The following is a 13,673-nucleotide window of genomic DNA, read 5'->3' as shown; positions in this document are numbered from 1 at the left end:
GTCCGTGCTGCTCGCCGTGCGTCCTGTTGGACCAGCGGACGTGACGTGCGCCACACGGTAGTCTGCGCCGAGTCGGGCATGCGGCACGGCGGAATCGATGTCTCCGGGGGGAACGATGGAAGAGCGACCGCAGCAGAGGTCTGTGCTGGGGCGGTACTGGCCGGTGCTCGTCGTGGGCGTGGTCGTGGCGGCGGTGGTGCTCGTCGGCGCGCTGCGCGGCGGTGACGACGGCGACGACGGTGGCGAGGTGGCGGCCGACACGACCGCGCCCGACACCGACGAGGGAGAGGGCGAGGGAGAGGACGAGGGCGAGGGTGCGTCGGCCGAGGACGCGCCGGACTGCGACCCCGAGACGGGGCGCATCATGATCCCGAGCGTCTACGCGCCGAACTGCGTCCCGCTGTGGGACGACGCCGCCGACAACGGCGGTGCCACCCACGCCGGGGTGACGGCCGACGAGATCGTGGTCGTCGTCTACGGCGGCGAACCGGACGAGAACGCGCTGCAGGCACGCTCGGCGCTGGGTCTCGATCCGCCGTCGGACGAGGAGCACGCGGAGAACCGCCAGAAGGTGGTCGACACCTACAACGCCCTGTTCGAGACCTACGGGCGGACGGTGCACGTCGAGGTGCTCGAGACCGACGCCGCCGGGAACGACGAGGTCGCGGCACGAGCGAACGCCATCCGGGCCGCCGACGAGATGGGGGCGTTCGCGGTCGTGGGTGGACCGGCCAACACGCCGGTCTTCGCCGAGGAGCTCGCCAACCGCGGCGTCCTGTGCCTCTGCACCGCGTCCCTCCCCATCGAGCGCTACCTCGAGTGGGCGCCGCACGTGTGGGGCGGGCTGATGTCCTCCACCCAGGGCTACGTGCACCGGGCCGACTTCATCCTCAGCCAGCTGGCGGGCGAGCCGGCGGAGTTCGCCGGCGACGAGGCCTTCCACACCCAGGAGCGCACGTTCGGCCTCGTCTGGTACGACACCCCGGACAACGCCTACGCCGACGGCGTCGCCTACTTCGAGGAGCTGCTCGCCGCCGAGGGCGTCGAGCTCGAGCTGGACATCCGCTACGAGTACGGCACGGGAGCCAACCTCGACGAGGACGCCCAGTCGATCATCGCCCAGATGAAGGAGGCCGGCGTCACGTCGGTGATCTTCGCCGGGGACCCGTTCATGCCCACGTCGCTCACGAACCAGGCGACGGCGCAGGACTACTGGCCGGAGTGGATCCTCACCGGATCCACCGGCACCGACGTGTCGGCGCTCGCCCGCTCCTACGACCAGGAGCAGTGGCGTCACGCCTTCGGCATCTCGTTCACGCTGCCGATCATGGACCCCCGCCTCGAGCAGCAGGAGGGGAACGTGGTGAGCTGGCACCTCGGCGAGGAGCTGAGCACCTACCCGGAGATCACCTCCTGGGACCTCCTCTTCCGGGGCATCCACCTGGCCGGACCCGAGCTGACGCCTGAGACCTTCCGGGACGGGCTCTTCTCCTTCGAGCCCGTGTCGGGCCACGCCACGCGCTACGGCGTGTCCTACGGGACCGAGCTGTGGGAGTGGGAGGACTACACGTCCGCCGACGACGTGAAGATCATCTGGTACGACCCCGACACGGCCGACCCTCGGGAGGAGAACGAGGAGGTCCTCGGCGTCTACCGGTGCATCGACGGCTGTCGGCGGTACCTGCCGGGCGAGCTCGGCGACATCGGGCCCCTGTTCGAGGAGGACGGCTCGATCGTCTGGTTCACCGAGCGGCCGGAGGGCGACCGGTCGCCGCAGTACCCGCCCCGCACGGGCCGGGAGGACGCCTCCTAGCCACGGTGTCCGGGCCGGTGGCGGGACCCCCAGTTCCCGCCACCGGCCCGGCGTTGCCTACACCTCGGCCGTGCGCTCGCCGGCGGCGTGGCGCTCCCAGGTCGCGTACATGTCGGCGTACTCGCCCCCGAGCGCCACCAGCTCGTCGTGGCTGCCGAGCTCGACGATCCGGCCGCCGTCGACGACGGCGATCCGATCGGCCCGCATGGCCGTGGCCAACCGGTGGGCGATGATGATCGCCGTGCGGCCCTCGAGCAACGTGTCGAGGGCCCGCTCGATCTTGGCCTCGGAGCGCAGGTCGAGGTTCGAGGTGGCCTCGTCGAGGACGAGCACGCGAGGCCGGGCGAGGAAGGCCCGGGCGAGGGCGAGCAGCTGGCGCTCACCGGAGGAGAGCGACACGCCGCGCTCGTGGCACGGCGTGTCGACCCCTTGGGGCAGCCGGGCGACCAGGTCGTCGATGCCGACGGCAGCGCACGCCTCGGCCACCTCCTCGTCGGTGGCGTCAGGACGGGCGAAGGCGATGTTGTCGCGGATCGACCCGCCGAAGAGGAACGGCTCCTGGGGGACGATGCCGAGCTGGCGCCGGAGCGACGACAGCGTGACGTCGCGCAGGTCGTGGCCGTCGATGCGGACCGTGCCGCGGGTCGGGTCGTAGAACCGGGTGACGAGGTTGGCGATCGTCGACTTGCCGGCACCGGTGGCGCCGACGAGGGCGAACACCTCCCCGGCCCGGATCGTGAGGTCGAGGTCGGTGAGGACCGGCGTGCCCGGCACGTAGGCGAACTCGACGTCCTCGAAGGAGATCTCGCCGTCGACCGGCGGGAGCTCGACGGCGCCGTCGCGCTCCGCGGTGAGCGGCTCGGTGGCCAACAGGTCGGCGAGCTTGCTCATCGACGCCTGGCCCTTCTGGTACGTGTTGTAGAGGTTCACCAGCTGCTGGATCGGTGCGAAGAAGGTCGAGAGGAAGAGCACGAAGGCGGTCAGCTGACCCACCGTCAGCTCGCCGTCGAGGACCATCCGCCCGCCGACGAGCAGGATGATGGCCTGGCCCGCGATACCCACCACCTCGGTGCCGGCGCTGTAGGCCGCGCCGACCTTGGCCGTGTAGTCGTTGGCCTCCCGGTAGCTGCCGGCCTCGTTGCGGTGCTCGGCCACGTTCTGGCGCTGGCGGTTGTGGGCCGCGACGATCCGCACCCCGGAGAGGCTCTCCTGGAGGTGGGCCAGCACGTCGGCGATCCGGTCGCGGACGACCACGTAGCCCCGGTCGGAGGCGGACCGGAACCACACCGTCATGACGAGCATGAACGGCACGATGACGAACAGCGTCACCATCGCCAGCTGCACGTCGTAGGTGAACAGGGCGACCACCACCACGATCAGCGTGAGCGCCTGGACGACCATCTGGATGAGGCCCTCGTGGAACAGCTGGGTGAGGCTCTCGATGTCGCTCGTCATCCGGCTCATCAGCCGTCCGGCCTTCTCGCCGGTGAAGTAGCCCACGTCGAGGCGCTGGAGGTGGGAGAAGACCCGCACCCGCAGGGCGTACATCAGTCGTTCGCCCACCCGCCCGGACCAGGCGACCCGGGCACGGGCGGCGTACACGTTGGCCACGATGCTGACGAGGTAGATCGCGGCGACGACGACGAGGACGCCCTTGTCGCCGGCGCGGATGCCGTGGTCGATGCCGATCTGGGTGAGCACCGGGCCGGCCTGGAGGGCGAGCGTCTCGAGCAGGACGAGGCCGAACGCGCCGACCAGCGCCAGCGCGTGCGGGGCGAGCAGGGTGCGCAGCCGGAGGCGGCGCCGGTCGTAGCGGCTGTGGCTGAACTCGACGGTGGGTGCCGGGGTGTCCGGCTCGGTGGCGAGGAGGTCGTCGACCTTCTTCTGCAGCTCCGGCGGGATGCCGGCGAACGGCAGCCCGGACTGCGCCGCGCCGCCACGTGCAGCGGCGAAGGCGCCTCCGCCACCTGCTCCCATCATCCCCATCAGCGTCCCCCTCCGAAGCCGCCCGGCATCCCGCCGGGCCCGTCGAACCCGCCGCCGGTCGCGCGCTGCTGGAGCCGGTCGAGCGCCGCCGCGCGTGTCGCCTGGGCCTCGGCGCGCGCGGCGTGGGCCGCCGCACGGGCCGCCTGGTCCTCCTCGAGGTGGGCGAGCACGGCCTGGTAGCGCGGCTCCTCCGCCATCAGGTCGGCGTGCGTGCCCTGGGCGACGATCCGTCCGCCCTCGAGGAGGGCGACGCGGTCGGCCAGGCTGATCGTCGACAGGCGGTGGGCGATGACGATGGTGGTGCGGTCCGCCATCAGGCGGGCGAGCGCCTCGTGGATCTGCTCCTCGATCCGCACGTCGATCGCGCTGGTGGCGTCGTCGAGCACGAGCACCTTGGGGTTGACGACCAGCGTGCGTGCGATGGCCAGGCGCTGGCGCTGGCCGCCCGACAGCGTGTAGCCCCTCTCGCCGACCAGCGTGTCGTAGCCGTCGGGGAGCCGGTCGACGAACTCGGCGGCGTTGGCGGCGGCCGCCGCGGCGACGACCTCCTCCATCGGCGCGTCCGGTCGTCCGTAGGCGATGTTGTCCCGGATCGAGGTGGAGAAGAGGAACGGCTCGTCGAGGACGATCCCCACGTGGTGCCGCAGGCTGCGCAGGGTGAGGTCGCGGACGTCGTGCCCGTCGATCTCGACCGCCCCGTCGTCGACGTCGTAGAAGCGGGTGAGCAGGCGGACGACGGTGGACTTGCCGCTCCCGGTCCGGCCGACGATGGCGACGGTCTCGCCGGCCCCGACCTCCAGGTCCAGGCCGTCGAGCACCTGGTGTCCGCTGGCGTAGGAGAAGTGCACGTCGCGGAACCGGACGTCGCCGACCGGATCGACGAGGTCGACGGCGCCCGGGCGGTCGACGATCTCCGGCCGCTCGTCGAGGATCTCGTAGATCCGCGCCGCCGACGCCGCGGCGCGCTGGCTCATCATCATCAGCATGCCGATCATGCGAAACGGCGCCTGGAGCATCACGACGTAGCTGGTGAAGGTGACGATGTCGCCGATCCGGATCGCCCCGTCGATGGCGAGCCAGCCGCCGTAGAGCAGCACGATCGCGGTGCCGAGCCGCGGCAGGTTCTCCATCATCGGCGCGTAGGTGGCGCGCAGGTCGATCTGCTTGGTCGTCGCCCAGCGCAGGCGGTCGGCGGCGGCCGCGAGCGCGTTCACCTGCTGCTGCTCGGCGGCGAAGGACTTCACCACCCGGATGCCGCTCACGTCCTCCTCGACGATCGTCGCCACGTCGGCGGTGCGCGACTGCACGACCCAGGAGATCGGGAACATGAACGACCGCATCCGCACGCCGACCAGGAACACGAAGGGCAGGGGGAGCAGCGCGACCAACGTGAGCGGCACGTGCACCGTGAGCATGAGCCCGAAGGCGAGCACGAACGTGAGCGCCTGGAGCGAGATCATCGGCGCGAACGTGAGGAACATCTGGACCGACCGGATGTCGGAGTTGGCGCGGGAGATCAGCTGTCCCGACTGCACCCGGTCGAAGTAGGAGAACGACAGCCGGGAGAGGTGCTCGTAGACCGTGACCCGCAGGTCGTACTCCAGCCCGTAGGCCACCTTGAAGAGGAAGAACCGCGACGCCAGCGTGGTCACGCCGCGCGCCACGGCGAGGCCGAGCAGGATCCAGACGAACGTGGTGAGCTCGGCCGTGCGGGCGTCGAGCGCCTCGTTGATCGTGAGGCCGACGACCCGGGGGACCGCGACGTTCGCGACCATCGACAGGGCCGACAGCGACAGCGCCGCGGCGAAGAGGTGGCGGCGGGCCCGCAGCATCGGGGCGATCCGGCGGATCCACCCCTTCTCCCGGTCGGGGTCGATCCCCGCGAGCGGCGCGGGGTGGCGCTCCTCGACCGAGAACGGCTCGAACGGGGAGCGGGGCGCCGCCTGGTCGCGCGTGCCCAGGGCCTCGACGTCGCGCTCGAGGGTGCTCCTCACGCCTCGACCCGGCGGGCGCTGGCGTTGCGGAGGGCGGTGAGCCAGAGCTCGAGCCCGGTGTTGACGGCCGCCACCTCGTCGGGGGTGAGGTGGGCGTCGAGCCAGGTGCCCAGCCGCTGCTGGATCGTGGCGTCGGCCCGGGCCACCGCGGCGCGGCCCTCGGCGGAGATCTCGTGGGTCACCCGGCGCCGGTCGGTCGGGTCGTTGCCCCGCACCACGTAGCCGCGCTGCTCGAGCGTGTCGACGAGCGCGGTCAGGCTCGGCCGCGTGACCGACAGCTTCTTGGCCAGGGCGGTGGCGGCCGAGGGGGCATCGCTCAGGTAGACGAGCAGCCGGTACTGCGACGGCGAGAGGTCGGCGTCGTGCAGGGCGCGCTCGACGCTCTTGGCCAGGACGGCGGCGGCGTGGGCGGCCTCGCGGGAGATTCGTTCGACGGGCACATAGTTAGTGTGCCTGAACGATCTCTGGTCTGCACAGCACCCGGACGCGCCGCCGGGCGGACCCCGCCGACATCGGTCGACGGAGCCCGCCCGGCGGGAGCGGACAGGATCAGACGAAGGCCGAGGCGAACACCAGGGCCACGATGGTCATCACCTTGATGAGGATGTTCATCGCCGGACCGGACGTGTCCTTGAAGGGGTCGCCCACCGTGTCGCCGACGACGGCGGCCTTGTGCGGGTCGGAGCCCTTGCCGCCGTGGTGGCCGGCCTCGATGTACTTCTTGGCGTTGTCCCACGCGCCGCCGGCGTTGGCCATGAAGATGGCGAGCGCGAAGCCGGTGACGAGGGCGCCGGCCAGGAGGCCGCCGAGGGCGCCGACGTCGATGAACCCGACGACGAGCGGCACGACCACGGCGAGGGAGCCGGGGATGACCATCTCTCGCAGCGAGGCCTTGGTCGAGATGGCCACGCAACGGGCCGAGTCCGGGTTGACGCCCGGCTTGCCCTCGCGGAGGCCCGGGATCTCCCGGAACTGCCGGCGGACCTCCTCGATCATCTGCTGGGCGGCGCGACCGACGGCGTCGATCGTGAGGGCTGCGAAGAGGAACGGGAGGCCGGCACCGATGATCAGGCCGATGAACACCTCGACCTCGCCGACGTTCAGCGACAGCTCGCCGCCGGCCTTGGCCACGGCGAACTCGAACGACTTGAACAGGGCCAGCGCCGTGAGCGCCGCCGAGCCGACCGCGAAGCCCTTGGCCACCGCAGCGGTGGTGTTGCCGAGCGAGTCGAGGGCATCGGTGACCTCGCGGACCGACGGGTCGAGCTCGGCCATCTCGGCGATGCCGCCGGCGTTGTCGGCGATGGGGCCGTAGGCGTCGACGGAGACGACGACGCCGGTGGTGGCGAGCATGCCGATGGCCGCCAGGGCGATGCCATAGATGCCGCCGAAGCCGACCGGGATGGCCGGGTTGTCGAGAGCGAGCTGCTCGAGGGTGATCTGCCCGCCCCAGTAGGCGACGCCGACGCCGATCACGATGAGGGCGACGGAGGCGGCGACCGACACCATGCCGGCGGAGATGCCGCCGAGGATCGTCGTGGCAGGGCCGGTCTCGGATTGGTTGGCGATCTTCTTCACCGGGCCGTAGTGGTCCGAGGTGTAGAACTCCGCCGTCTTGCCGAGAGCCCAGCCGACGACGAGACCACCGATGACCGAGACGGCGAGGCCGTAGGGGGCCTCGAAGTCGTCGCCTGCGAACAGCCAGTATGCGAGGCCGACGGTGGCGACGAGCGTGAGGCCCATCGCGATGTTGGTGCCGAGGTGCAGCGCCTTCGAGAGCGCCGAGCTGTCCGTGGACGTGCCGCCCCGGACGGTGAACGAGCCGATGATCGAGGCGATCATGCCGACGAACGCGACGGCCATCGGGAACATGAGCAGCGGGACGTGGATGCTGGCGTCGATGGCGTCGGCGTCGATCGACAGGGCGAATGCCGTGAGCGAGATGGGCGCCAGGATCGACCCGGCGTAGGACTCGAAGAGGTCGGCGCCCATGCCGGCGACGTCGCCGACGTTGTCGCCCACGTTGTCGGCGATCGTGGCCGGGTTGCGGGGGTCGTCTTCGGGGATGCCGGCCTCGACCTTGCCGACGAGGTCGGCGCCGACGTCGGCGGCCTTGGTGTAGATGCCGCCACCGACGCGAGAGAACAGGGCGATGGTCGAGCCACCGAGGCCGTACGCGGTGATGATCTCGAACGCGTCCTCACCGCCCGTGCCGAGGACGAAGAGGATGTAGCAGGTGCTGAGGCCGAGCAGGGCCAGACCGGCGACCGAGAAGCCCATGACCGCGCCGCCACGGAACGCGAGCGGCAGAGCCTTGGCGGGCCCGTCCTTCGCGGCCTCGGTCGTGCGGGCGTTGGCCATCGTCGCCACGGTCATGCCGATGTAGCCGGCACCCGCGGAGAGCACCGCGCCGAGGACGTAGGACACCGCGCCGAGCGGTGCGATCACCAGGGCGATGAGGACCGCCATGACCACGACGAAGCCCGAGACCCAGGTGTACTCCTGCTTCAGGAACGCCTTGGCGCCCTTCTGGATCTCGGTCATGAGGAAGACCATGCGCTCGTCGCCGGGGCTGGCCTTCTTGACGTTGCCGTAGAAGAAGGCGGCGAGGCCGAGCGCGGCGACCGCCGCCAACACGGCCAGGTAGGGAACTGCTTCCACGAAGGTCTCCTCTGCGAGACGGTTGGGGTCAGGCTGCTGGGTGGTCGCCCGGCGGCGGCGAGCCGTCGAGCGCCCTGACGAACACCTGGGTGGCGACGGTGCGCCCCAGGGCTCGGTCCTGCCCGTCGACGCGCACCAGGACGGGCCCGTCGAACGGTTCTTTCTCGCGCACCTCGACGTGGGCACCGGGCCGGAGCCCGATGGTGTCGAGGTACTCGACCAGTGCCGGGTCGGTCGACCCGGGGACCGCGACCACGGCGACATCGCCGGGCTCGAGGTCGTAGAGCGGGGGGAGCGGGACGACCTCGACGTCGGTCGCCGCGGGGATGGGGAAGCCGTGAGGGCAGCTCGTCGGCTCGCCGAGCGCGAGGAAGAGGCGCTGCTCGACCTCGTCGGGGAGGTCGTGCTCGAAGGTGGTGGCGAGCCGGTCGGCGTCGGTCCACTCGTAGCCGAGGTAGTCGGCGAGGAAGCGCTCGACCAGCCGGTGGCGGCGGATCGCGCCGACGGCCGCGGCACGGCCGGTGTCGGTGAGGCGGACCCCGATGTAGGGGGTGTGGCTCACGAGACCTCGGTCGGCGAGGCGCTTGACGTGGCTCGTGGCCGTGCCGGGCGAGGTGCCCATCGCCTCGGCGAGGTCGCCGGTGTGAGCGAACCGGTCGGGGTCGGCGGTGTGTCCGACGGTCTGTCGGTAGATGGCCTTCAGCATCTCTCGGTCGGAGCGGCTCAGCTGGTCCGGCACGTCGGCTCTCGGCGATCCCCCGGGCCGCTCGCGTGCGGCCCAATCAGAGTTTTCGGGCGCCGGAAACCTAGGTCCGGGCGTCGGCGAAGGTCAAGCACCGCACCGCTCGGCCGGTTCGGGTGAAGCTCCTATAGATGTCAAGCGGCGTTCTGGGTGAGCCAGGTGGCGGCTCGGGTGGCGAGGTCGTTGTTGAAGTCGAGACCTCGTTCGAGGCGTGAGAGCCGGATGGGGGCGATGTCGAGGGTGTTGGCGAGGGCGGTGAGGGTGATGCCGGCTTGGAGGCGTCGTTGGCGGATGTCGTGTCCGGTGGGGACCGCTGGCGGTCGGGTGACGACGTTGAAGATCTCGCGGGCGACGTAGCGCTTGAGGCAGCGCATGATCTCGAGGCGGGTCTTGCCCTCGGCGGTGCGGCGGGCGACGTAGGCGCGTGTCGGTGCGTGGTGGCGCATGCGGACCAGGACGATGGTGTAGAGGGCGTTGTTCGCTCGCCGGTCGCCGCCGGGGTTGAGCCGGTGGCGGGTGGTCTTGCCGCTCGATGCGGGGATGGGGCAGGCGGCGCAGAGCTTGGCGAACGCGGCTTCGCTGCTGATCCGTTCGGGGTTGTCGCCGAGGGCGGCGAGGAGCTGGGCGGCGACGTGGGGGCCGACGCCGAAGGTTCCGGCGAGCGCCGGGGCGGCTTGGCCGGTGAGGGTGTTCATGCGGGCTTCGAGGTCGTTGATCTGCTGGTCGAGGAACGTGATCTTGCGGGCGAGGGTCTTGAGCGCGAACCGGACCTGGGCCTCGACGATGTCGTCGTGGTCGCGGAAGCGGCGGGCGAGCTCGAGCTGTCGGGAGAAGGAGAGCCCGGCGAGGTGTTCTCGCAGGTCGGCGGGGGCGGTGACGAGCAGAGCCTTGAACTGGTTGATCGCCCGGGTGCGGTCGCGGGTGGCGCCGTGGCAGACGATCTCGAGCGCCCGGATCGCTTCAACGGGCCCGTCCCCGGACTTCGGCGTGCCAGTGGCCCGGCCCGAGAGCACCGCCCGAGCGGCGGCCTGGGCGTCGATGGGGTCGGATTTGCCTTCCTGCCGGCGGGTCTTGCGGTCGGGCCGGTCGACCTCGATCACCCCGACGCCGGCGGCGGTCAGGTGCCGGGACAGTCCCGCACCCCAGGATCCGGTCGACTCGACCCCGACCGCGTCAACCTCGCCGTGGCCGGCCAACCAGGCGTGCAACGCCGCGTAACCGGCCCGCTCGGCGGGGAAGGACTCGACGCCGAGGCATCGGCCCGTCGCGCTGTCGAGAACGGCAGCGACATGGACATGTTGGCGTCCCGTGAGGTGGTGTAGGTAGCGAGACGGTCCCCCCATGGGTTGGGCCATCGCGTGAGCCTTGGTGAGACCTGCGAAAGCACTCACTGGAAGGAACTCACGCGATGACCCATGACGATGATGCCCGAGTTGCTGACCTGCTGGCGCGTCTGGGCGATGGTGACAGCAAGGAGCTGTTCCGCCGGCTGCTCGAGGCGGGGATGCAGGAGTTGATCGACGCCGAGCTCACCGCCGCGATCGGTGCCGGCCCCCACGAGCGAACCGACAGCCGCACCAACCAGCGCAACGGCTCTCGGAGCCGACTGCTGTCCACGCCGGCGGGTGATGTGGAGCTGCGGATCCCCAAGGTGCGGGTCGGGTCGTTCTTCCCGTCGCTGCTCGAGCCGCGCCGGCGGGTCGACAAGGCGCTGTGGGGTGTGATCATGACCGCCTACACCACCGGCACCTCGACCCGGAAGGTCGACGATCTGGTCCAGGCGCTGGGGTGTGAGTCGGGGGTGTCGAAGTCGACGGTGTCGCGGATCTGCGCGGGGATCGACGAAGAGGTCGCCGTGTTCCGCACCCGACGCCTGGACCACGTCGAGTTCCCCTACCTGTACCTCGACGCCACCTACATCAAGGCCCGCATCAACCACCGGATCATCTCCCGGGCCGTCGTGGTCGCCACCGGTGTCACCGCCAATGGTGACCGCGAGGTCCTCGGTGTCGACGTCGGCGACAGCGAAGACGAGGTGTTCTGGACCGCGTTCCTCCGCGGCCTCAAGGACCGAGGCCTCAGCGGAGTGCGCCTCGTCATCTCCGACGCCCACGCCGGGCTGAAGGCGTCGATCCCACGAGTGCTCGCCGGCGCGTCCTGGCAGCGCTGCAAGGTGCATCTGATGCGCAACATCTTGGGCACCGTGCCCTCCGCGTCCAAAGACATGGTCGCCGCGACGGTCCGCACGATCTTCGCCCAGCCCTCCGCAGAGGGGTGCCGGGCCCAGCTGCATGAGGTCGTCGGGGTCCTCGAGGGTCAGTTCCCCAAGGCCGCCGCGATCTTGGAGGGCGCCGAAGCGGACGTGTTGGCCCACACCGCGTTCCCCCGGGCGCATTGGCGCAAGATCGCCTCCACGAACCCCCTCGAGCGGATCAACAAAGAGATCAAGCGCCGCAGCAACGTCGTCGGGATCTTCCCCGACGACGCCTCGGTCATCCGCCTCGTCGGCGCCGTCCTGCTCGACCAACACGACGACTGGGCCATCTCCGAACGCCGCTACCTCTCCGAAGAGAGCATGGCCGCCATCGATCCCGACCCCACGGAGGTGACCACGACGAACCCTGCGCTGCCAGCCGCGTAACCTCAGGCTGGCGAAGCCAAGGCTCACAGACCTACTTCCACCACTCCACGGGGCACGATCATGGACATCGCCGTGGGTGTCGACCCCACCGGTGACACGGCGGGCTGGGGCTGTCATCATCGTCTTCGATCCCTTCGGTTCGGTCACACGAGGCGGAGGGATCACCGACCGGGAGGACAAGACAGTCGCGAGTCTGCGCGAACAGGCTCCTATGAGGTCACTCCGAACGGCCGAGAATCCCGAGGTGGTGGTCCCGCCAGGACAGGCCGACGCTTCATCACAAGGACACGACGGTCAGTCACACACCAGGGTCAGACCCGAACAGCGGGGCCACCACCGGGGAGTCTCCTCCACGCCGTTCCGGACCGGCAGAACGATCATGACTGTCACACCCCCTGCGTAGGGTGGTGTGCAGGTGGTCGGGTCGTTCTTCCCCGGGTCCGGACTGCCGTGTTCGTCGGCTTCGGTGCCGGCTTGTGTGCGGCGATGGCGAGTGGGAGGTGGCACCGGTGGTGCTGCTCGATGTCGGGGAAGCGGAGTCGACGGTGGCTGGGGCGTTGTCGGCGTTGGCGCGGGCGGTGGATCTGCTCGGGGCGGTGGATCTCGATGCGTTGGATGCCCGCTCGGAGATGCGGTTGGTGCGCGACGTGGAGGTCCTGCGCCGCCGGTTGGACGCGGTGACCGATCAGCTGGCGGGGCATCTGGACCGCTCGCAGGCGTTCGCGGTCGACGGGTTGGCGTCGGCGGCGGTGGCGGTGCGTCACCTGGGTCGGTTGCCGCGCGGCGAGGCGCGGGCGCGGGTGCACTGCGCCCGTGTGTTGCGGGACCTGCCGGCCCTCGCTGCGGCGCATCGGGCGGGGGAGGTGCCGACCGGGCATGTGCGGGCGGTGGCACGGGTGGCGCGCAACCCGCGGGTCGTGGACCTGTTGCCGGTGGTGGAGGACGTGATCGTGGAGATGGCACGGGACCACTCCCATGAGGGGTTCTGTCGGTGGTTGCGGGAGTGGGAACGCCTGGTCGATGTCGACGGCACCGAACAGGACGCCGAGACGTCCCACGCACGACGGACCGGATCGGTGGTGGAGAACTACGACGGCGGGTTCACCCTCACCGGTGGGTTCGGGAACCTGCAGGGCGCCGCGATCGCGGAGACCTTCGAGTGGTTCGCCCGCGCCGAGCTCCTCGCGGACTGGGCCGACGCCCGGGCCCGGCTCGGTGACGCCGCCACCGAGGCCGACCTGCCCCGCAGCGCCGCCCAGCGCGGCGCCGACGCCCTCGCGGCGATCTTCGCCCGGGCGGCCTCCACCGTCGGCCGGGCCGTGCCGCTGGTCAACATCGTCGTCGACCTGCACACCTTCGAGACCGCCCTCACCGGCGGCGAGCCGGCTGAAGCCCCGCAGGTGCCGCGGACGACCGGCCCGCGCGTGTGCCGCACCGTGTCGGGGGTGCCCCTCGCACCGTCCGACGTGGTCGCCGCGGCACTGGCCGGCCAGGTCCGCCGCGTGATCATCGACGCCAACTCCAACGTGATCGACCTCGGACGCCGCCGGCGGTTCTTCACCGGCTCGGCCCGCCAGGCTGCCGAGCTCACCAACACCCTCGCCCACCCCGACGGCCTCCACTGCATCTGGAACGGCTGCCACCGACAACGCGGCCTGCAGATCGACCACACCATCGACGCGAGCCGAGGCGGACCCACCGACCAAGCCAACGCCGCCGTCCTCTGCGACACCCACAACCGGCTCAAGAACCACGGCTGGCACCCCACCCGCGCACCCGACGGCACCTGGACCATCCACCGCCCCGACCGCACACCCACCACACCACCCGCATGAC

General features: G+C 70.9%; 9 protein-coding genes. 3 read left to right on the top strand and 6 right to left on the bottom strand.

The genetic code is table 11. The features are described 5' to 3' along the window. Positions 1 to 115: 115 nt before the first annotated feature. Complete coding sequence (locus GH723_RS09860; RefSeq protein WP_153759483.1) at positions 116 to 1,813, top strand: ABC transporter substrate-binding protein; 1,698 nt, start codon at positions 116 to 118, stop codon at positions 1,811 to 1,813. 57 nt (positions 1,814 to 1,870) lie between these two features. On the opposite strand, the gene GH723_RS09855 is transcribed toward GH723_RS09860, so the two are convergent. The 6 genes from GH723_RS09855 to GH723_RS09830 all read right to left on the bottom strand — a co-directional run bounded on the left by GH723_RS09855 (position 1,871) and on the right by GH723_RS09830 (position 10,539). Beyond that, positions 1,871 to 3,793 carry an ABC transporter ATP-binding protein gene (locus GH723_RS09855; protein WP_153761167.1) on the bottom strand — a complete coding sequence of 641 codons (1,923 nt, stop codon included), beginning with the start codon at positions 3,791 to 3,793 and terminating at the stop codon, positions 1,871 to 1,873. A 5-nt stretch (positions 3,794 to 3,798) separates the two neighbouring features. After that, a complete protein-coding gene (locus GH723_RS09850) occupies positions 3,799 to 5,793 on the bottom strand; it encodes an ABC transporter ATP-binding protein (protein ID WP_229022762.1) in 1,995 nt (664 codons plus the stop codon). Beyond that, positions 5,790 to 6,233: a MarR family winged helix-turn-helix transcriptional regulator gene (locus GH723_RS09845; RefSeq protein WP_153759482.1), complete on the bottom strand. Its 444-nt coding sequence runs from the start codon at positions 6,231 to 6,233 to the stop codon at positions 5,790 to 5,792. Before GH723_RS09845 ends, GH723_RS09850 begins: the two co-directional genes overlap by 4 nt. Before the next feature lie 109 nt (positions 6,234 to 6,342). Further along, on the bottom strand, positions 6,343 to 8,454 hold the full coding sequence (locus GH723_RS09840; RefSeq protein WP_153759481.1) for a sodium-translocating pyrophosphatase: 2,112 nt from the start codon (positions 8,452 to 8,454) through the stop codon (positions 6,343 to 6,345). 28 nt (positions 8,455 to 8,482) lie between these two features. Continuing rightward, positions 8,483 to 9,193, bottom strand: coding sequence for a metal-dependent transcriptional regulator (locus GH723_RS09835; RefSeq protein WP_153759480.1), 711 nt, complete (start codon positions 9,191 to 9,193; stop codon positions 8,483 to 8,485). Positions 9,194 to 9,330: 137 nt separating this feature from the next. Next, positions 9,331 to 10,539 carry an IS110 family RNA-guided transposase gene (locus tag GH723_RS09830; RefSeq protein ID WP_153761165.1) on the bottom strand — a complete coding sequence of 403 codons (1,209 nt, stop codon included), beginning with the start codon at positions 10,537 to 10,539 and terminating at the stop codon, positions 9,331 to 9,333. Positions 10,540 to 10,604: 65 nt separating this feature from the next. On the opposite strand from GH723_RS09830, the gene GH723_RS09825 reads away from it, so the two are divergent. Both GH723_RS09825 and GH723_RS09820 read left to right on the top strand, forming a co-directional pair. Beyond that, the gene (locus GH723_RS09825) at positions 10,605 to 11,837 is read left to right on the top strand and encodes an IS256 family transposase (protein WP_153758818.1); all 1,233 of its coding nucleotides are present in this window, start codon (positions 10,605 to 10,607) and stop codon (positions 11,835 to 11,837) included. Between the two features lie 509 nt (positions 11,838 to 12,346). Then, positions 12,347 to 13,672 (top strand): DUF222 domain-containing protein, encoded by a 1,326-nt coding sequence (locus GH723_RS09820; RefSeq protein ID WP_153759479.1) that lies wholly within the window; start codon positions 12,347 to 12,349, stop codon positions 13,670 to 13,672. Position 13,673 lies beyond the last annotated feature (1 nt).

It is taken from the genome of Actinomarinicola tropica, from assembly GCF_009650215.1.
Taxonomy (GTDB): domain Bacteria; phylum Actinomycetota; class Acidimicrobiia; order Acidimicrobiales; family SKKL01; genus Actinomarinicola; species Actinomarinicola tropica.
This window is presented reverse-complemented; position numbering and strand designations above follow the sequence as displayed.